The sequence below is a fragment of the Ornithinimicrobium faecis genome, from assembly GCF_023923225.1.
GTDB classification, from domain to species: Bacteria; Actinomycetota; Actinomycetes; order Actinomycetales; family Dermatophilaceae; genus Ornithinicoccus; species Ornithinicoccus faecis.
On record NZ_CP099489.1, the window covers coordinates 2,661,395 to 2,679,583 of the forward strand.

Sequence of the window (18,189 nt, forward strand, 5' to 3'; positions counted from 1 at the left end):
CAAGCGGGGGTATGCCGCATGGTCCGGCGGGTGGGGAGGTGCGGGTCGGCGGGTGTGGGGTGGGCCATGCGGCCACCGTACCCGTCGTGCGAGGATGACTGAAGGAGAGTGCTGCTCGCAGTGGAAGGAACGTCAGTGACAACCAAGAAGCCGGGTCCGATCGTCAACGGCCTGCCCAGTCAGATCCCGGACACCGACCCCGAGGAGACCCAGGAATGGCTGGACTCCCTCGACGGTGCCATCGACTCCGGTGGGCGGCGCCGCGCGCGTTACCTGATGCTCAAGATGCTGGAGCGGGCCCGAGAGTCCCAGGTCGGCATCCCCTCGCTGACCACGACTGACTACGTCAACACGATCCCGCCCGAGCGCGAGCCCTGGTTCCCCGGTGACGAGGACGTCGAGCGGCGTTACCGCGCGTGGATCCGCTGGAATGCCGCGGTGATGGTGCACCGAGCACAGCGCCCGGACATCTCCGTGGGCGGGCACATCTCCACCTACGCCTCAGCGGCGACGCTCTATGAGGTCGGCTTCAACCACTTCTGGCGGGGCCGCGACCACGAGGGCGGTGGTGACCAGATCTTCTTCCAGGGGCACGCCTCCCCCGGCATGTATGCCCGCTCCTTCCTCGAGGGACGCCTGGAGGAGGAGGACCTGGCCGGGTTCCGCCAGGAAAAGTCGCACATCGTCGACGGCAAGATCCGCGCGGTGCCGTCCTACCCGCACCCGCGCAGCATGCCGGACTACTGGCAGTTCCCGACGGTGTCCATGGGCATCGGGCCGATGAACGCGATCTATCAGGCCCAGTTCAACAAGTACCTCCACAACCGCGGCCTGAAGGACACCTCCCAGCAGCACGTCTGGGCCTTCCTGGGCGACGGCGAGATGGACGAGCCTGAGTCGCGTGGCCTGCTGCACGTCGCCGCCAACGACGAGCTGGACAACCTGACGTTCGTGGTGAACTGCAACCTGCAGCGACTGGACGGCCCGGTCCGCGGCAACGGCAAGATCATCCAGGAGCTGGAGTCCTTCTTCCGCGGCGCCGGCTGGAATGTCATCAAGGTCGTCTGGGGCCGCGGCTGGGACGAGCTGCTGGCGGCCGACCCCTCCGGTGCCCTGGTCAACCTGATGAACGCCACGCCGGATGGTGACTACCAGACCTACCGCGCCAAGGACGGCGGGTTCATCCGCGACCACTTCTTCGGCCGCGACCCGCGCACCAAGGAGCTGGTCAGGGACTGGTCCGACGAGCAGGTGTGGTGGGCGCTGAAGCGCGGCGGTCACGACTACCGCAAGGTCTACGCGGCCTACAAGGAGGCCATGGAGCACACCGGTCAGCCGACCGTGATCCTGGCCAAGACGATCAAGGGCTACAGCCTCGGCTCCAACTTCGCGGGCCGCAACGCCACGCACCAGATGAAGAAGATGACCGTGGAGGACCTCAAGTCCTTCCGCGACGGGCTGAAGATCCCGATCACCGACGAGCAGATCGAGAAGGACCCCTACGCTCCCCCGTTCTATCGCCCGGCCGACGACGACCCGACGCTGCAATACATGCGCGAGCGCCGGGCCAAGCTCGGCGGCGGCCTGCCCAAGCGGCAGCCGGCGAAGGCGCAGAAGCTGGCCCTGCCCGGTGACGACACCTACAAGGTGGGCAAGAAGGGCTCGGGCAAGCAGCAGATCGCCTCGACGATGGCCTTCGTGCGCATCTTCAAGGACCTGATGCGCGACAAGGAGTTCGGCAAGCACATCGTGCCGATCATCCCGGACGAGGCACGCACCTTCGGCATGGACAGCTTCTTCCCGACGGCCAAGATCTACAACGTCCACGGCCAGAACTACACCTCCGTGGACGCCGAGCTGATGCTGGCCTACAAGGAGTCCGAGCAGGGTCAGCTGCTCCACCTGGGGATCAACGAGGCCGGCTCGGTCGCTGCCCTCACCGCCGCCGGCACGTCCTACGACACCCACGGCGTGCCGATGGTGCCGTTCTACGTCTTCTACTCGATGTTCGGGTTCCAGCGCACCGGTGACGGCATCTATGCCGCAACCGACCAGCTGACCCGCGGCTTCATGATGGCCGCCACCGCCGGGCGCACGACACTGACCGGTGAGGGCCTGCAGCACGCCGACGGACACGGCCACCTGCTTGCCTCCACCAACCCCGCCGTCGTGGCCTACGACCCCGTCTATGCCTACGAGATCGCGCACATCGTGCAGGACGGCATCCGGCGGATGTATGGCGACAACCCCGAGGACGTCCTCTACTACATCACCCTCTACAACGAGCCGATGGTGCACCCGCCCGAGCCCGAGGGCGTCGATGCCGAGGGCATCCTGAAGGGAATGCACCGCATCGCCGAGGGCGGCAGTGGCGACAAGAATGTGCGCCTGCTCGCCTCCGGTGTGGGCGTGCCCTGGGCCCTGGAGGCTCGCGACCTGCTCGAGCAGGACTGGGGCGTGACGTCCGAGGTCTGGTCGGTGACCTCCTGGACCGAGCTGCGCCGCGAGGCGATGCGCTGCGACGACGAGCGCTTCCTGCACCCCGAGAACGAGCGCAAGGTGCCCTACGTGACCCAGCGCCTGTCCGAGGGCACCGGCCCAGTCATCGCCACGAGCGACTCGATGCGTGCCGTGCACGATCAGATCGCACCGTGGGTGCCAGAGGACTACTACGCCCTGGGCGCCGACGGGTTCGGGTTTGCCGACACGCGGGCGGCTGCGCGCCGGTTCTTCCACATCGACGGCCCGTCGATGGCGGTCAAGGCCCTGCAGATGCTGGCCGACCGCGGCGAGATCGACGCCAAGCTCCCGCAGGAAGCGATCGAGAAGTATCAGCTCCACGACGTGCGCGCCGGCACCAGTGGTGTGGCTGGCGGCGACGCCTAACCGGACCCTGGCTGCGCCTGCGCCCGGGCCTGCACGCCCAGGTCGGTGTGGTCGGTGAAGAAGCCGTCCACACCGGCAGCCAGGTGCGCCCGGATCTCGGCCACCACATCGCCGGCCGCGCCCGGGTCGCCGCCTGCTCCCCGCAGGTCGGTGGGCAGGAAGGCGTTCTCCCGGCGAAAGGTCCACGGGTGCACGACGAGTCGGGCCTCGTGCGCGTCGGTCACCAGTGACGTGGGCTCCCCCAGCGTGCCGTCCGCCCCCGGCGCGATGACCAGGTCCTTGTGCGGTCCGATGCCGTCGACCCACCGCGCCAGCTCGGCCAGCCCGGCGGGCGTCAACAGGTCGGCGAACGTGCGTGGGTCCTGCGCCGCGACGAAGTCGTAGGGGGCGCCTGCCGCCTCGGCGAGGAAGACCAGTGGCGCGCGGGCACCGAGGTCGCGGCGCAGGTGGATCAGGTTGCCCAGCTCGAAGGACTGCAGGAAGACCGGTGCCCCGTCCTCATTCAGGCCAGCTCTCTCCAGCACCGCGACCAACGGCTCATCGAGGGGCAACCCGATGTCGCGGAAGTGGGTCGGGTGCTTGGTCTCGGGGTAGACCCCCAGGTCACGTCCGAGCTCTGCAGAGAGCCGGGCGCGCAGGTCGAGGATCTCCTCCAGCGTGGGCACAGTGAACTGCCCGTCGTATGCCGTGTTGCCCGGGCGCAGGTCGGGCAACCGTTCTCGGCAGCGCAGGGTCCGCAGCTCGGCCAGGGTGAGGTCCTCGGTGAACCACCCGGTGACGGTGTGGCCGTCGATCACCTTGCTGGTCGCCCGGTCGGCGAACTCGGGGTGGTCGGCGATGTCGGTGGTGGTGCTGATCTCGTTCTCGTGCCGGGCGACCAGGTGTCCGTCGGCGGTCGCGACCAGGTCGGGCTCGAGATAGTCCGCACCGAGCCGGGCTGCCAGCTCATAGGCCGCCAGGGTGTGCTCGGGCCGTGCCCCGCTCGCTCCCCGGTGCGCGATCAGGATCGGCTCAGGCATCCGCTGCGCCGCTCGTCGGGAGACGGTCGCCAGCGCCCACGTCGTGCAGGTGGTGGGCCAGGTCGTGCACCAGATAGCGCGCTAACGACAGCGCGGTGAACTCCGCCCCGTCCGAGCGCTGCGCCCCCCTCCCCCACAAAAAGATAGAGGTTTCGCACGCCTCTCCCGCATTTTCATCAAGGTTTCGTACACCCTCCGGGGACCCCCCTCCGTCAAACCGGGCCAGGATGTCAACGAGCGCCGTGGTGCGCTCTGGGATCTCGCGGGCGAGGACGACCGGGTCCTGGGCCGCATAGTCGCCCTCGATCGAGGCGGCGTCCTGGTCCCAGTTGGGCAGCAGCGGGTTGTCCTCGCTCAGCACCAGCTCGAAGCGACCGGCAAAGACGTCGAGCACCTCGTGGACGTGCGCGGCATACTCCAGTGGCGACCAGGTGGTGGGCTGCGGCCGGACCCGCACGTCCTCCCGGGTCAGCACGTCCTGCCACGGGGCCGTCAGGGCGGGGATCAGGTCGCCGAGGTCGGCAGCCGCAACGGTGGAGGCGTCAAAGCCGCACTCGGCGCAGCGACGCTGCGTCGTCCAGGTCCAGTCCTTGGTGTCGGGCGCGATGGGATCGGTGCTCATGACCCGAACCTACCGACGTCGCCGGCGTCGTGGTGTCGCGGTCCAACTCGCAGCTCTGCCTGCGACTCGCTGATTGTGCGCCGCCCACAAACGAGGCGCTGCGCGACAGCGGCGCTACAGTGCCCGGATGGACGGTGAACCCGGCGGCGAGCGGGCGCCCGCGCTGCGCAACGTGGGGACCGTGGCGACCTATGCCGCCCAGCGGATGGAGCGCGAGCACCAGTGGTATCGCGAGCTGCCCGCCGAGGACCGCTCCTGGGTCGCGCTGGTGGCTCAGGCTGGCATCCACGGGTTCCTGACCTGGTATCGCCAGGACGACGACTCCCTCCCGGTGACGGCCGACATCTTTGGGACCGCCCCGCGCGAGCTGGCGCACACGATCACGCTGCGGCAGACCCTCGACCTGGTGCGCACCACCATCGATGAGGTGGAGGAGCACGTCGAGCTGCTCGCCCGCCCCGGCGAGGAGGAGCGCGTGCGTGACTCCCTGCTGCGCTACTCCCGCGAGGTCGCCTTTGCAGCGGCCCAGATCTATGCCGCTGCCGCCGAGTCCCGCGGTGCGTGGGACGCCCGCCTCGAGTCCCTCGTCGTGCACGCCGTCGTGCGCGGCGAGGCCGACGACACCCTGCAGTCCCGAGCCGCTGAGCTGGGCTGGGAGCAGGTCACGGACGTCGCCGTCGTGGTCGGAGCCACACCACAGCGCACCAGCGCCGAGGTGGCCGTGGCGATCCGGGGCGCAGCGGCACGCAACGGCCTGGAGGTGCTGATTGCGGTGCAGGGCAACCGGCTGATCGTGGTGCTCGGCAAACTCACCGACCCCATGGCCACGGCCCAGGGCCTGGTCGCCCAGTTTGGCCCCGGTCCCATCGTGGTCGGCCCCATGGTGCCCCACCTGTTTGCCGCCGGTCGGTCCGCTCGCTCGGCGCTGTCGGCCCTGGACGCCGCAGCAGCCTGGGTCGACGTCCCGCGGCCGGTGCTGGCCGACGACCTGCTCGCCGAGCGCGCCCTCAACGGAGACGGACCCGCGCGCCGCCTGCTGGTCGACCGGGTTTATCGCCCGCTGGCCGAGCACGGCGATCTCCTGGAGACTGCGACCGCCTATCTGGAGTCCGGCGGCCGTCTCGAGGCCACCAGCCGGGAGCTCTTTGTCCACGCCAACACGGTCCGTTATCGCCTCGGGCGGATCGCCGAGGTGATTGATCTCGACCTGACCCGGCCCCGAGAGGCGTGGGTGGCGCGAGTCGCCCTCGCCTATGGTCGGATCGCCAGCGGAGGGCAGGTGGCGTGGCGCCGTCGAGCGGATCCACCCAGGTTGTAGGTTTCCTCCAAGAAACGTGCCGAGATGTCGTGGCAAACGATGTCGCCGGTGGCCACCAGAGAACGGGAGAGTGGACCTCGTGCTTGTGATCGTCGCGCCCGGACAGGGCTCCCAGACCCCCGGTTTCCTGACCCCCTGGCTCGAGCTGGAGGGCTATCGCGACCGGCTGGAGTGGCTCTCGGCCGTGGCTGGCCTCGACCTGGTCGCGCACGGCACCACCTCGGACGCCGACACCATCCGCGACACCGCCGTCGCCCAGCCCCTCCTGGTCGCGGCTGGCCTGACCTCCCTCCCGGCCCTCTTTGAGGACCCGGCCGACGCCGGTCTCGTGGGCGCTTGGGGTGGTCACTCGGTGGGCGAGCTCACCGCGACGGCAGCTGCGGGCGTGCTCAGTCACGAGCAGGCGATGGTCCTGGTCCGCGAGCGCGGACGGCTGATGGCCGAGGCCGCTGCGGCCACCCCGACCGGCATGAGTGCCGTGTTGGGCGGCGTGCCCGACGAGGTGGCCTCGGCGCTCGAGGGGCACGGACTGACCCCGGCCAACATGAACGGCGCTGGTCAGGTCGTCGCGGCGGGCACGATGGAGCAGCTCGCTGCCCTGAGCGAGGCTCCCCCGGCCCGTGCCCGCGTGATCCCCCTGCAGGTTGCCGGGGCGTTTCACACCCACCACATGGCCAGCGCCGTCGACCAGTTGCAGCGCTATGCCCGGGCCATCGTCACGCTGGACCCGCACACGCCACTGGCCTCCAACGCCGACGGCACGATCGTCACCGATGGCCAGGACGTGCTCGCCCGACTGGTCAGCCAGGTGAGCAACCCGGTCCGTTGGGACCTGTGCATGCAGACCTTCGCCGACCTCGGCGTCACCGGCCTGATCGAGCTCGCTCCGGCGGGCACCCTGACCGGTCTGGCCAAGCGCGCCCTGAAGGGCATCGAGTTGCTGGCCCTGAAGACCCCGGACGACCTTGAGGCCGCCCGCCGCATGATCCGCGAGCACGGCAGCGCCGCGAGCAATCCCCAGGAGGACGCACAGTGACCGCCCAACCCACGGCCAAGCCCAACCAGCCCACGCTCACCGTCCCGGAGGGCGCGCGTCACGCGCGCCTGCACGGTGTCGGCGGCTATCGTCCCGAGCGCATCGTCACCAACGAGGAGATCTGCCAGTGGATCGACTCCAGTGACGAGTGGATCCAGCAGCGCTCCGGCATCAAGGAGCGTCGCTTCGCCCGCGAGGACGAGACCGTGATCGACATGGCCGAGGCCGCCTCCCGCGACGCGATCGCCATGGCGGGCATCACCCCGGAGCAGATCTCCGTGGTCCTGATGGCCACCGTGACCCACCCCTATCAGACCCCGGCAGCGGCGCCGATCCTGGCCGAGCGCCTGGGCACCAGCGGTCCGGCGGCGTTCGACATCTCCGCTGCGTGCGCGGGCTATTGCTATGGCATCTCCCTGGCCAACGACATGGTCCGCGCTGGCAGCGCCGAGTATGTCCTGGTGGTCGGGGTCGAGAAGCTCTCGGACTTCACGGACAAGGAAGACCGCGGCAGCGCCTTCATCTTCGGTGACGGTGCTGGGGCGGCCATCGTCGGCCCGTCCGACTTCCCCGGCATCGGCCCGACCATCTGGGGGTCGGACGGCGAGAACTGGGACAAGATCATGCAGAAGCAGCCCTGGACCGGGCTGCGCGCCGACATGACCTCCGACGAGGCGGGTGCCGTCGAGTGGCCGCACTTTGCGATGCAGGGTCAGTCGGTCTTCCGCTGGGCGGTCTACACCATCGCCCCGGTCGTCGACAAGGCCCTGGCCGCGGCCGGCATCACGTCCGCCGAGCTGGACGCCTTCATCCCGCACCAGGCCAACATGCGCATCACCGACGCCATGATCAAGCACATCGGCATCCCCCCGGAGATCCCCGTGGCCCGCGACATCGCCGAGACCGGCAACACCTCAGCTGCCTCGGTCCCGCTGGCGACCGCGCGCATGCTCAATGAGGGCGAGGCACCCCACGGCGGTCTGGCCCTGCAGTTCGGTTTTGGCGCGGGCCTGGTCTATGCCGCCCAGGTCGTCGTCCTGCCCTGACCCACCAGTCCCCCGAGGCCCGGCGGGTTCACCGGGTCAGCCCAATGGAAGAGAAGAAGGAGCACGCCACATGGCACTGAACGAGCAGGAGATCCTCGCCGGCCTCGCCGAGATCGTCAACGAGGAGACGGGCATCGAGGCCGACGCGGTCCAGATGGAGAAGTCCTTCCAGGAGGACCTCGACATCGACTCGCTGTCCATGATGCAGGTCGTCGTCAACGCCGAGGACAAGTTCGGTGTCCGCATCCCCGACGACGAGGTCAAGAACCTGACCCACGTCAAGGACGCGGTCGCCTTCATCACCAAAGCCCAGGGCTGACCCGGCGCTCCCACCGGCCGGGCGCACGGCAGAAATACCGGCGCCCGGCCGGAGGGACGCACAGCCCACCCGATCCCACCCCGAGCCCCTGAGGGGGCCCGGGCACACGGCATACCCACAAGCAACCCCACCCAAACCTCAGCAACCCCCATCGAGGAGCACGAGATGTCCGCGAACCCCGAGCGTCGGGTCGTCGTCACCGGCCTGGGCACCACCAGCCCCGTCGGCGGCAACGTCGAGGAGACCTGGGCGGCCATTCAGGCCGGCCGGTCCGGTGTCCGCCCCCTGGAGCAGGACTGGGTGGCCGAGCACGAGCTGCCCGTCACCTTCGCCGCGAGCGTGCACACGCCGCCGGACCAGGTGCTGCCCAAGGTGGAGGTGCGTCGCAACGACCCGGCGGGTCAGTATGCGCTGATCGCCTCGCGTGAGGCGTGGGCCCACGCCGGCACCCCCGAGGTCGAGCCCGAGCGGCTCGGTGTCGCGATCGGCTCCGGCATCGGCGGGGTCTGGACCCTGCTGGACCAGTGGGACAACCTGCGCACCAAGGGGCCGCGCCGCGTCTTCCCGCTGACCGTGCCGATGCTCATGCCCAACGGCCCCGCCGCTGCGGTCTCCCTCGATCTGACCGCCCGGGCTGGTGCCCACACACCGGTCAGCGCCTGCGCCTCCGGCGCCGAGGCGATTGGCCTGGCGCTCAACATGATCCGCGCGGGTCGCGCTGACGTGATGGTCGCTGGCGGCACCGAGGCCGCTGTGCACCCCCTGCCCCTGGCCGCCTTCGCCGCCATGCAGGCACTGTCCAAGCGCAACGACGACCCCGCCACCGCCTCGCGGCCCTATGACGTGAGCCGCGACGGCTTCGTGCTCGGTGAGGGCGCGGCTGTGATGGTCCTCGAGGCCGAGGAGCACGCCATCGCGCGTGGCGCCACGATCTATGGCGTGGTCGCCGGCGTCGGCAGCTCGGCCGACGCCTATCACATCACCGCTGGTGAGCCCGAGGGCGCTGGCGCTGCCCGCGCCATGAGTGAGGCGGTCGAGAACGGCGGGCTGAGCACCACCGACATCGTGCACATCAACGCCCACGCGACCTCGACACCGGTCGGTGACGCGGCCGAGGCCAAGGCGATCGCCCGGGCGTTCGGCTCACACGGCAGCGAGATCCCGGTCACCGCGACCAAGTCGATGACCGGTCACCTGCTCGGCGCCGCCGGGGCCATCGAGGCGGTGCTGACGATCCTGTCGCTGCACCACCGCTCGATCCCGGCGACCATCAACCTGACCGACCAGGACCCGGAGATCGACATGGACGTCGTCACCGGCTCGGCCCGCGAGCTGCCGGCCGGCGACCTGGCCGCGCTGAGCAACAGCTTCGGTTTCGGTGGCGCCAACGTGGCGCTGACCTTCAGCACCTACTGAGCCACCGGGCGAGGCGAGAGGGACACCACACCGGACCTCCCGGCATACCCAGTCCGGAGGGGTAGCGTGCGATGCCCTATGCACATTCTGCGCGTCGCGAACTTCGTCAGCCCCACCTCGGGCGGCATCAAGACCGCGCTCCGACACTGGGGCGAGGTCTATCAGGAGCGTGGGCACCAGGTCTCCCTGATCATCCCCGCGTCGTCCAAGGACGAGCCGCCGGTGACGCAGGAGTCGCAGGGCACCGTCCACCGGGTGCCGGCCACGCCGATCCCCGGCAAGGGCTATTCGCTGATGTGGAACCGTGCCCGACTCAGCGCGCTGATGGACTCCATCAACCCGGACTCCCTCGAGGTGTCCGACCGCTCGACCACGCGCTGGATGGGTCGCTGGGCAGGGCGCCGCGACATCGGCAGCATCATGATCAGCCACGAGAACATGACCGGCATCATGGTGCGCCGCACGCCGGTGCCGGACGTGCCTGCGGTGTGGCTGGCGGACTTCATCAACAACCGCAGCGCGCACGACTATGACGCGATCGTGTGTCCCAGTCGCTTTGCGGCAGAGGAGTTCCGGCGTCTCGGGATCCCCGCCCGCGTGGTCGAGCTCGGGGTGGATCTTGAGGTCTTCCACCCTGACGACTCCCACGAGCGGCTCACCCCGGCCGGGGGCAGTCGTGCCGACGACGACGCGCTGCACATCATCCACTGCGGCCGGTTGGCGCCGGAGAAGAACCCGCAGCTGTCGATCGAGACGGTCCGGCACCTGGTGCGCCGCGGGATCAAGACCCACCTGACGGTGCTCGGCCACGGCCCGCTGCGCGATGAGCTGATCGAGAACTCGCAGGACCTGCCGGTCACCTTCCACTCCTACATCAACGGCCGGGCGGAGCTGGCCGCGGTCATGCGGCGCGCCGACGTCGCGATCGCGCCGGGTCCGCTGGAGACCTTTGGCCTGGCTGCCCTGGAGGCGCTGGCCTGCGGTGTGCCCACCGTGTGTCCCGACGAGGGCGCGCTGGCCGAGGTGGTGCGCGATGGTGGCCTCGCGGCTCCCTCCGATCCGGCGAAGTTCGCCGACGCGGTCCTGGAGTTGCGCACGCGCCCTGACGCCCGTCGCCTCGCTCGAGAGCAGGCCGAGACGTTCAACTGGGGACGCTCCTCGGACGAGATGCTGGAGATCCACGACGAGTTGGCGGTCCTGCACTCCAGGAGGTGAGTGCGGCCTCTGCCCGCCACAGACCAACGGCCACCGGACTGGGTATGCCGAGTGTCGGCATACCCAGTGCCTCACCTGAGGTTGTGCTCGGGTGAGCGACGGGCCCTCAGGTCAGCTGACCTTGTGCAGCCACTTGACCGGGGCACCCTCGCCGGCGTAGCGGAAGTCCTCGAGCTCGGCGTCCCACGCAGACCCCAGGGCCATGTCGAGCTCAGCGGTCAGCACCGCCATGTTGCCCTGGGAGCCCTCCACGATGCCGCGGATTCGGTCCTCGTTGACGACGATGTCGCCGTTCGCGGACAGGCGGCTGTGGTGGATGCCCAACTCGGGCGTGTGGGTCCAGCGGGCGCCGTCGCTCCCGCGGCTGGCTTCCTCGACGACCTCATAACGCAGGCCGTCCCAGCCGCGCATGGCGCTGGCGAGATGAGCCCCGGTGCCGGCGTCGCCGGTCCAGGAGAACTCGGCCCGCATGGTGCCGGGCTGCGCCGGCTGCGGGACCCAGTCAAGGGACACCCGGGTGTCGAGGACTCCCTCGAGGGCCCAGGTGATGTGCGGGCACAACGCAGTGGGGGTGGAGTGTATGAACACCACCCCGCGCGTAACGATACGCGGTGTCACAGCAGACATCCGGACCTCCTGTTTGGTGCGAGGGACGTCTTCCCCAACGGCCTCTGCACCACACTCGGCGGGTGTCGCTGTGTGACGCCACCCATTGTGCTCTCTTGTCACACGAGTATCAAGTGCCACGGCGTGGCGGCCGCCTCGACACGCGTGAGAGCACCTTTCTGCTTCGATGGGTCCATGCGAGAACCGGGTGGGGTCAGGGCGACACGACGACAGCCGCCGCGGTGGCTGTGGATCCCGAACCTGCTCGTCGCAGTGGCCTCCGTGCCGTTCGCCGTGCTCGGCTTCTGGCAGTTCAGCCGCAGTGACGAGCTGCATCACCTCGGTTTTGGGACCGTCTTCGCCCTGATGGCCATCGCCCTCTCGATCAACGCGGCCATGGCCCGCCACCACTCCCGGAACAACACCGGTCGGTGGCGGCCCGGGAACGAGTGGGGCAGCGGCAAGGTCGAGGACCCGGCCCCGTGGATCTGACTCACTCCCGCTGTGCGACCGCGACGCTGGCTCGCGTTAGGATCGTGCGGCTTGGGGCCAGTAGCTCAGCCGGTTAGAGCAACGGACTCATAATCCGTCGGTCCAGGGTTCAAGCCCCTGCTGGCCCACCACGTCGCCGCTGCCTGCCGTCGCCCACGCGCTCAGTCGGTGCGAATCTCGGGCACCCACGCGCTCAGTCGGGTCGATTTTCGGGCGCCCACGCGCTCGGTCGGTGAGGGCGATTAGGACTCGATTCGGTTACGGCTGCGCGTAATTGCTGGGCGGTGGGCCCCCAGATAAGTAGGGTGCCGACATGAGCGAAGACGCTAACGGGTTCCCGCGACCCACCAACGAGCCGCTGGTGGCACTGTCGGACGTCAACAAGCACTTCGGAGACCTACACGTCCTGAAGGACATCAACCTCACGGTCCATCGCGGCGAGGTCGTGGTCGTCATCGGCCCCTCCGGCTCGGGCAAGTCGACGCTGTGCCGGACGATCAACCGGCTCGAGACCCACGAGTCCGGCTCCATCACGATCGGCGGCGACAAGCTCCCTGAGGAGGGCAAGGCCCTGGCCAAGCTCCGCGCTGACGTCGGCATGGTCTTCCAGTCCTTCAACCTCTTTGCCCACAAGACGATCCTCGAGAACGTCACCATGGGCCCGATCAAGGTGCGTGGCGTCAAGTCTGCAGAGGCCAAGAAGCGCGCCATGGAGCTCCTGGAGCGGGTCGGCGTGGCCCACCAGGCCGCCAAATATCCGGCCCAGCTCTCCGGTGGCCAGCAGCAGCGCGTGGCGATCGCCAGATCCTTGGCCATGGAGCCGACGGTGATGCTCTTTGACGAGCCCACCTCTGCGCTGGACCCCGAGATGATCAACGAGGTCCTCGACGTGATGATCCAGCTGGCCAAGTCCGGCATGACGATGATCGTGGTCACCCACGAGATGGGCTTCGCCCGCAAGGCGGCTGACCGGGTCGTCTTCATGGCCGACGGGGCAATTCTCGAGGAGAACACCCCCGAAGAGTTCTTCACCAACCCACAGACCGATCGCGCCAAGGACTTCCTCGGCAAGATCCTGACTCACTGACGCAACACCGTGACACCTATCAAGGAGATCAATATGAAGCGCACTCCCTTCCGACTGATGGCCGTGCTCGCGGCCGGAGCCCTGATGCTCAGCGCCTGCGGCAGTGATGACGGCGGTGACGAGGGTGATGACGCCCCCGCCGCTGACGGCGGTGGAGACGGCGGTGAGGCCTCCGAGGACGCTGGCGGCGGCGAAGAAGGTGGCGGCGACGGCATCACGATCGGTGTGAAGATCGACCAGCCCGGCATGGGCATGCAGGACGGTGACACCTACACCGGCATGGACACCGAGATCGCCAAGGTTGTCGCCGAGAAGCTCGGTTACTCCGAGGACCAGATCTCCTTCAGGGAGTCGGTCTCGGCCCAGCGCGAGACCATGCTGGACACCGGCCAGGTCGACATGATCGTGGCGAGCTACTCGATCACCGACGCCCGCATGGAGACCGTCCAGTTCGCCGGCCCCTACTTCGTCGCCGGGCAGGACCTGCTAGTCGGGGTCGACAGCGGCATCACCGGCCCGGCCGACCTGGAGGGCAAGCTGCTCTGCTCCGTGGCCGGTTCCACCTCCGCTGCGAACGTCTCGGAGGACTACCCCGACGTCCAGCTGCAGGAATACGCCAGCTACTCCGAGTGCGTCGAGCAGGTCGCCAACGGCACCCTCGACGCCCTGACCACGGACGACACCATCCTGGCCGGTTTCGCGGCGCAGGAGGCCTACGCCGGCAAGCTGGTCGTTGCTGGCGAGACGTTCAGCACCGAGAACTACGGCATCGGCCTCAACAAGGACGACGACCGGTGCGAGGAGATCAACGGCATCATCACTGAGATGTGGGAGGACGGGACGATGGAGGAGATCATCGACGAGTTCCTCGGTGCCGCGAACTACACCCCCAACGCCGAGGCCAACCCGCCGGAGGCGGGCGGCAACTGCGCATGATCGGCTAGCCGATCGGCATACTCCCTGCACAGACGGGGAGTATGCCGATCGTGCCGGTTCTCCATCCGTCTCACCCTGGGAGTCCCATGCTCGAGCTGATCGAGGAGTACGAGTTCCTCGCGGCGTTCTGGATGACCGTCAAACTGACCGTCTACTCAGCGTTCTTCTCGCTGATCCTCGGCACGGTTCTGGCCATCATGCGGGTCTCGCCGGTCAAGATCTTCCAATTCATCGGCACCGCCTACGTCACGCTGTTCAGAAACACCCCGCTGACACTCATCGTGGTGGCCTGCAGCCTGGCCCTGTGGGGACAACTCGGCGTTGAGCTCGCCTCCCGCGACTCCGACACCTTCATCGTCGACAACAGCGTCCGGCTCGCCATCCTGGGCCTCAGCGTCTATCACGCGGCCTTCGTGTGCGAGGCCCTGCGCAGCGGCGTCAACACCATCCCGCTGGGCCAGGCTGAGGCCGCCCGCTCGATCGGCTTGTCGTTCACGCAGAGCCTGACCCAGGTGATCCTCCCGCAGGCCGTCCGTGGTGCGATCACACCGCTGGGCAACGTGCTGATCGCGCTGACCAAGAACACCACGGTCGTGGCGGCCATCGGCGTTGCCGAGATCGCCTACCGCATGAAGGCCGTCGCTGAGTTCCGCCCGGACATCCTGTTGTTGGGCTTCGGGGTGGTGGCGATCGCCTTCGTCATCCTGACCCTCCCCATGGGGATGCTCACCAGCTTCCTGTCGAACCGCCTGGCGGTGAAGCGATGAGTGACACAACGCGCGTCCTGTTCGACGCCCCGGGGCCCAAGGCACGGGTGCGCTATCGGATCCTGGCCGTCATCGGCGTGCTCCTGCTGGTGGGCTTGCTCTATGTGGTCTATGGCCGACTGGACGAGAAGGAACAACTCACCGCTGCACGCTGGGACTGGGTGCTCACCGGGAGCGCCTGGAACAACTATCTGATCCCCGGCATCATCGACACCCTGCGGGCCGCAGCGATCGCGATCGTGTGCGCGAGCGTCCTGGCTCTGGCGCTGGCCATGGCTCGGATGTCGGACCTCGCACCGCTGCGCTGGCTCGCCGGCATCATCGTCGAGTTCTTCCGCGCGGTGCCGGTGCTGATCATGATGCTGTTCATCTTCTACTTCTTGTCCCACCGGGGCTGGTTCCCCAGTGACCTCAACCCCCTGATCGGGGTCGTGGTCGGTCTGACGCTCTATAACTCGGCCGTGCTGTGTGAGGTCATCCGCAACGGCGTGACCTCTCTGCCGGCGGGACAGCGTGAGGCTGGGCTGTCCATCGGGCTCACCCCGAGCCAGGTGCGGCGCTCGATCCTGATCCCGCAGTCTCTGACAGCGATGCTGCCGACCCTGGTCAGCCAGGTCATCGTCATCACCAAGGACACCGCGCTCGGCTACATCATCCTGTATCCCGAGCTGCTCACCCGAGCCCGCAACATCGGCTCTGCCGAGTCGGCAACCCTGCCCGCGTATGTGGTGGTGGCCGTGCTGTTTATCCTGATCAACTATGCACTCAGCAAGTTGGCCGAGTGGATCGAGAACCGCCAGCGCAAGCGCAACCGGTCGGCCGGTGGCGTGGCGGATGCCAACGAGCCCCCGCCGATCGCCCCGATCCCCGCCGTGGGTGGTCTCGGCGGGGGAACCCAGGGCAGGGTCTGACAGAGTCCTCGCACAGCAAAGGCTCCTTTCCTGAATCCCAGGGAAGGGGCCTTTGCTGTGCTGGCGGACTCACCCGCCACAGTGCCGCCTCAGTGGGCGCAGACCAGGTTGACCGGCTTGGAGTAGGCCCACTCGTGGTCCGTGCCAGCCCGCTTCCAGTCGAAGCGTGCCTTGGCTCGCACCTTGATCACCTGCCCCGCCTCACAGGCCTTCGAGTCGCCAACTGCGAGGTCCTGCCGGTCATGCCAACCGTCGAAGTCCTTGACCTTGTCGGCTGCGTTGACCCACGCGCCGTTGTGGTACTTCTGCAGCACCACGTGGGTGGCGTTCACCTGGAAGTCGACCCCGTCGGACACATCAGTGATCCGTGCTGCTGGCGTGGCCGTGTCCCCGCTGATCCGGACGTTGATGCAGGTCCGCACCTGACTCCCGTCACAGTTGGTGCCAGCCGCGTTGGCCGGGAGACCGGCAAACATCGTCCCCCCGATGAGGAGAGCTGCAGTCGTGGCGACGGCGCGCTTGAACATCTTCATGAACCGCAACCGTTCACTCACCGTTGGTAGCACGGCGTCACGGCCGCGTCAGCACCGAAACGACCTCATCGATGGGGAGCGAATCAATGCCGGCCCCCATGCGCAGATGGAGTTGCCCGAGATAGGTGGCGTAGGCCAGTCGGGCACGGGCCGAGGCACGCTCCTGGCCCCAGCCCACCCCGCGACAGACGTCCTCGACGAAGGCCAGCCGGGCGGCATGGACTCGCTGCACGACCGGGCGCACCGCCTCGTCATCAGCGGCGGCGAGGATCATCCATTCGGCACGATCTGAGTCGTGGGGCGCGAAGACCATCTCGACCAGGGCTTCGGGACGCTCACGAACGCTTTGGCCCGAGACGTCCTCGACGACCTGGCGGGTGGCGATCATCTCCCAGTGCTCGAGGGCGGCGTCCAGGAGCTCCGAGCGATCTGCGAAGTGCCAATAGAAGCTCCCCTTCGTCGTGCCCAGCGACTTAGCCAGCGGCTCCACCGCCAGCCGTGTCACCCCGACCCGGGCGATCTCGTCCAGGGCCGCCTCGACCCATTTCTGCCGATCCATCTTCGCCACCCTTGCACTGTACCCATACGGTGCCGTACGCTTTCCATACGCCAACGTATGGAGACGCCGATGTGGAACCTGACCCGCCCTGCAGACTTCCCGTGGACACGCCCACATCCGGTGTGGCCCCAGGCGATCCGCAACGAGCACAGCCAGACCATGGCTGGCGACACCTCAACAGCGCAGTCGCTCATGGCGACACTCGGTGGCCCGGATGACCTGATCTGGCCCCGCGATCGATTCCCTGCGATGGAGCTGGACCGGGGCCACGAGATCGGCAGCAAGGGCGGCCACGGGAGCGTGCGCTATCGGGTGGTCGAGGCAACAGACTCCTTGGTGCGTTTCGAGGTCGACCCCAACTCGGACCTTGTCGGTGGACACGTCCTGTGGTTCGAAGACTCTGGCGACGGCCTGTTGCGCTGGACCCACCAGCTCGATCTTGAGCTCACCGTGCCCGCGCCCGCGATGCGGCTCATCCTTGCCCTGCACGACGCGATCATCGAGCAACTCCTCGTCAACGCTGAGGCAAGGCTGGCGGGACGTGAGCCGAGCACCCGCAGGCTCTCCCCCACTCTGGGCGCAATCCGCCCCGCCTATGTGGCCGCCGAGCGGGTCATCTCAAGGCGTCGCGGCGGCGCACGTGGCGTGACACGGCCCCGCGTGCAGATCCGGTCGTAGCGCCTTGGTCGTCGGGTCGATTCACGGGCGGAGCGCCTGACCGTTGGGCAACCAAAAGGCCCGGAATCACGCATGATTCCGGGCCTTTGCTGGTGGCTCCCCCGGTTGGACTCGAACCAACAACCCTCCGGTTAACAGCCGAATGCTCTGCCAATTGAGCTACAGGGGAATGTGCGCACCCTCGGGGTGGCAGCGAGCACCGACTCTATCACGCACCCAGGGGTGGCAAGCCACTCTGGTCGCGCAGTGTGGCGCGTGCCACGGCGACCTGCTCGTTGAGCTCCTCATCATCTGGTCGGACGCGCTGCCCCGGCACGACCTGGTCGATCAGCTCGCGCGTTGCCAGGTCCTTGCGGATCGCGACGCGTGTCTTGCGACCGGGACCCAGGTCGACCTCGCGCATGAGCACGACACTGGCGTCGACGCGGTCCCGGAAGGCATCGGTGAAGGCGTGCGCTCCGGCGCCCGTGAGGGTCCAGCGGGCTGGCCCCCCACCTGCGACCCAGGTGACCCGGAGCGTGTCAGAGTCGGGGTCCCACGCTCCCCCGTCGACCTCGTGCCAGGGCCAGGACTGGCGCACCTCGCCGTCCTGGTCCACCACGGTCAGCCGGGTGTGGGAGGCCACCACCCACTGCTGGCCCAACTCGTCCCAGGCTGCCCCCACAAGCTTGTCCCGCGCTGGCACACCCGCTCGGACCACGGCCTGCGGTGGTCCCTCCTGAGACTTCTTGCCCCACGCCACC

Annotated in this window: 19 protein-coding genes and 2 tRNA genes; 14 read left to right on the forward strand and 7 right to left on the reverse strand. The window is 68.3% G+C overall.

The annotated features are described in order from the left end of the window. The first annotated feature begins 135 nt into the window (after positions 1 to 135). Positions 136 to 2,886 (forward strand): pyruvate dehydrogenase (acetyl-transferring), homodimeric type, encoded by a 2,751-nt coding sequence (aceE, locus tag NF556_RS12360; protein WP_252591231.1) that lies wholly within the window; start codon positions 136 to 138, stop codon positions 2,884 to 2,886. On the opposite strand, the gene NF556_RS12365 is transcribed toward aceE, so the two are convergent. Beyond that, positions 2,883 to 3,905, reverse strand: coding sequence for a glycerophosphodiester phosphodiesterase (locus NF556_RS12365; protein ID WP_252591232.1), 1,023 nt, complete (start codon positions 3,903 to 3,905; stop codon positions 2,883 to 2,885). The genes aceE and NF556_RS12365 overlap by 4 nt on opposite strands. After that, positions 3,898 to 4,527 (reverse strand): DinB family protein, encoded by a 630-nt coding sequence (locus NF556_RS12370; protein ID WP_252591233.1) that lies wholly within the window; start codon positions 4,525 to 4,527, stop codon positions 3,898 to 3,900. The genes NF556_RS12365 and NF556_RS12370 overlap by 8 nt, the downstream gene beginning before the upstream one ends. Positions 4,528 to 4,654: 127 nt before the next feature. On the opposite strand from NF556_RS12370, the gene NF556_RS12375 reads away from it, so the two are divergent. From NF556_RS12375 to NF556_RS12400, 6 genes are all read left to right on the forward strand, one after another. After that, on the forward strand, positions 4,655 to 5,845 hold the full coding sequence (locus NF556_RS12375; protein WP_252591234.1) for a PucR family transcriptional regulator: 1,191 nt from the start codon (positions 4,655 to 4,657) through the stop codon (positions 5,843 to 5,845). A gap of 79 nt (positions 5,846 to 5,924) precedes the next feature. Beyond that, positions 5,925 to 6,881, forward strand: coding sequence for an ACP S-malonyltransferase (locus NF556_RS12380; protein WP_252591235.1), 957 nt, complete (start codon positions 5,925 to 5,927; stop codon positions 6,879 to 6,881). Then, positions 6,878 to 7,927, forward strand: a complete 1,050-nt coding sequence (locus NF556_RS12385; RefSeq protein ID WP_252591236.1) for a beta-ketoacyl-ACP synthase III — start codon at positions 6,878 to 6,880, stop codon at positions 7,925 to 7,927. The genes NF556_RS12380 and NF556_RS12385 overlap by 4 nt, the downstream gene beginning before the upstream one ends. A gap of 70 nt (positions 7,928 to 7,997) precedes the next feature. Further along, the gene (locus NF556_RS12390; protein WP_252591237.1) at positions 7,998 to 8,246 is read left to right on the forward strand and encodes an acyl carrier protein; all 249 of its coding nucleotides are present in this window, start codon (positions 7,998 to 8,000) and stop codon (positions 8,244 to 8,246) included. 165 nt (positions 8,247 to 8,411) lie between these two features. After that, positions 8,412 to 9,662 (forward strand): beta-ketoacyl-ACP synthase II, encoded by a 1,251-nt coding sequence (gene fabF / locus NF556_RS12395; RefSeq protein ID WP_252591238.1) that lies wholly within the window; start codon positions 8,412 to 8,414, stop codon positions 9,660 to 9,662. 78 nt (positions 9,663 to 9,740) lie between these two features. Continuing rightward, complete coding sequence (locus NF556_RS12400) at positions 9,741 to 10,877, forward strand: glycosyltransferase (RefSeq protein ID WP_252591239.1); 1,137 nt, start codon at positions 9,741 to 9,743, stop codon at positions 10,875 to 10,877. Between the two features lie 111 nt (positions 10,878 to 10,988). On the opposite strand, the gene NF556_RS12405 is transcribed toward NF556_RS12400, so the two are convergent. Next, the gene (locus NF556_RS12405) at positions 10,989 to 11,504 is read right to left on the reverse strand and encodes a DUF3145 domain-containing protein (RefSeq protein WP_252591240.1); all 516 of its coding nucleotides are present in this window, start codon (positions 11,502 to 11,504) and stop codon (positions 10,989 to 10,991) included. A gap of 174 nt (positions 11,505 to 11,678) precedes the next feature. Here NF556_RS12405 and NF556_RS12410 point away from each other — a divergent pair, with 174 nt between their 5' ends. The 6 genes from NF556_RS12410 to NF556_RS12435 all read left to right on the forward strand — a co-directional run bounded on the left by NF556_RS12410 (position 11,679) and on the right by NF556_RS12435 (position 15,676). After that, positions 11,679 to 11,975 (forward strand): hypothetical protein, encoded by a 297-nt coding sequence (locus tag NF556_RS12410; protein WP_252591241.1) that lies wholly within the window; start codon positions 11,679 to 11,681, stop codon positions 11,973 to 11,975. Between the two features lie 54 nt (positions 11,976 to 12,029). After that, a tRNA-Ile gene (locus NF556_RS12415) sits at positions 12,030 to 12,106 on the forward strand. 182 nt (positions 12,107 to 12,288) lie between these two features. Next, complete coding sequence (locus tag NF556_RS12420; RefSeq protein WP_425607042.1) at positions 12,289 to 13,062, forward strand: amino acid ABC transporter ATP-binding protein; 774 nt, start codon at positions 12,289 to 12,291, stop codon at positions 13,060 to 13,062. 33 nt (positions 13,063 to 13,095) lie between these two features. Further along, positions 13,096 to 13,998 (forward strand): glutamate ABC transporter substrate-binding protein, encoded by a 903-nt coding sequence (locus NF556_RS12425; protein WP_252591242.1) that lies wholly within the window; start codon positions 13,096 to 13,098, stop codon positions 13,996 to 13,998. Positions 13,999 to 14,084: 86 nt separating this feature from the next. Beyond that, complete coding sequence (locus NF556_RS12430) at positions 14,085 to 14,765, forward strand: amino acid ABC transporter permease (RefSeq protein WP_252591243.1); 681 nt, start codon at positions 14,085 to 14,087, stop codon at positions 14,763 to 14,765. Then, entirely contained in the window at positions 14,762 to 15,676 is a 915-nt protein-coding gene (locus tag NF556_RS12435) for an amino acid ABC transporter permease (protein WP_252591244.1), read from the forward strand. Before NF556_RS12430 ends, NF556_RS12435 begins: the two co-directional genes overlap by 4 nt. An 89-nt stretch (positions 15,677 to 15,765) precedes the next feature. Here NF556_RS12435 and NF556_RS12440 read toward each other — a convergent pair whose 3' ends face one another. Next, positions 15,766 to 16,209 (reverse strand): hypothetical protein, encoded by a 444-nt coding sequence (locus tag NF556_RS12440; protein WP_252591245.1) that lies wholly within the window; start codon positions 16,207 to 16,209, stop codon positions 15,766 to 15,768. A 37-nt stretch (positions 16,210 to 16,246) separates the two neighbouring features. After that, positions 16,247 to 16,768, reverse strand: a complete 522-nt coding sequence (locus NF556_RS12445; RefSeq protein ID WP_252591246.1) for a TetR/AcrR family transcriptional regulator — start codon at positions 16,766 to 16,768, stop codon at positions 16,247 to 16,249. 69 nt (positions 16,769 to 16,837) lie between these two features. On the opposite strand from NF556_RS12445, the gene NF556_RS12450 reads away from it, so the two are divergent. After that, positions 16,838 to 17,446 carry a hypothetical protein gene (locus NF556_RS12450; RefSeq protein ID WP_252591247.1) on the forward strand — a complete coding sequence of 203 codons (609 nt, stop codon included), beginning with the start codon at positions 16,838 to 16,840 and terminating at the stop codon, positions 17,444 to 17,446. A gap of 93 nt (positions 17,447 to 17,539) precedes the next feature. Here the strand turns inward: NF556_RS12450 and NF556_RS12455 are convergent. Together NF556_RS12455 and NF556_RS12460 are read right to left on the reverse strand one after the other, a co-directional pair. Next, positions 17,540 to 17,615 (reverse strand) — tRNA-Asn (locus NF556_RS12455). Between the two features lie 39 nt (positions 17,616 to 17,654). Beyond that, entirely contained in the window at positions 17,655 to 18,188 is a 534-nt protein-coding gene (locus NF556_RS12460; RefSeq protein WP_252591248.1) for a hypothetical protein, read from the reverse strand. Position 18,189 lies beyond the last annotated feature (1 nt).

Excerpts from the sequence above, each read along its gene's own strand:
- NF556_RS12365 (WP_252591232.1), bottom strand. The coding sequence starts at position 3,905 with ATGCCTGAGCCGATCCTGATCGCGCACCGGGGAGCGAGCGGGGCACGG.
- NF556_RS12370 (WP_252591233.1), bottom strand. The coding sequence starts at position 4,527 with ATGAGCACCGATCCCATCGCGCCCGACACCAAGGACTGGACCTGGACG.
- NF556_RS12375 (WP_252591234.1), top strand. The coding sequence starts at position 4,655 with ATGGACGGTGAACCCGGCGGCGAGCGGGCGCCCGCGCTGCGCAACGTG.
- NF556_RS12390 (WP_252591237.1), top strand. The coding sequence starts at position 7,998 with ATGGCACTGAACGAGCAGGAGATCCTCGCCGGCCTCGCCGAGATCGTC.
- fabF (WP_252591238.1), top strand. The coding sequence starts at position 8,412 with ATGTCCGCGAACCCCGAGCGTCGGGTCGTCGTCACCGGCCTGGGCACC.
- NF556_RS12400 (WP_252591239.1), top strand. The coding sequence starts at position 9,741 with ATGCACATTCTGCGCGTCGCGAACTTCGTCAGCCCCACCTCGGGCGGC.
- NF556_RS12405 (WP_252591240.1), bottom strand. The coding sequence starts at position 11,504 with ATGTCTGCTGTGACACCGCGTATCGTTACGCGCGGGGTGGTGTTCATA.
- NF556_RS12410 (WP_252591241.1), top strand. The coding sequence starts at position 11,679 with ATGCGAGAACCGGGTGGGGTCAGGGCGACACGACGACAGCCGCCGCGG.
- NF556_RS12420 (WP_425607042.1), top strand. The coding sequence starts at position 12,289 with ATGAGCGAAGACGCTAACGGGTTCCCGCGACCCACCAACGAGCCGCTG.
- NF556_RS12425 (WP_252591242.1), top strand. The coding sequence starts at position 13,096 with ATGAAGCGCACTCCCTTCCGACTGATGGCCGTGCTCGCGGCCGGAGCC.
- NF556_RS12430 (WP_252591243.1), top strand. The coding sequence starts at position 14,085 with ATGCTCGAGCTGATCGAGGAGTACGAGTTCCTCGCGGCGTTCTGGATG.
- NF556_RS12435 (WP_252591244.1), top strand. The coding sequence starts at position 14,762 with ATGAGTGACACAACGCGCGTCCTGTTCGACGCCCCGGGGCCCAAGGCA.
- NF556_RS12440 (WP_252591245.1), bottom strand. The coding sequence starts at position 16,209 with ATGAAGATGTTCAAGCGCGCCGTCGCCACGACTGCAGCTCTCCTCATC.
- NF556_RS12445 (WP_252591246.1), bottom strand. The coding sequence starts at position 16,768 with ATGGATCGGCAGAAATGGGTCGAGGCGGCCCTGGACGAGATCGCCCGG.
- NF556_RS12450 (WP_252591247.1), top strand. The coding sequence starts at position 16,838 with ATGTGGAACCTGACCCGCCCTGCAGACTTCCCGTGGACACGCCCACAT.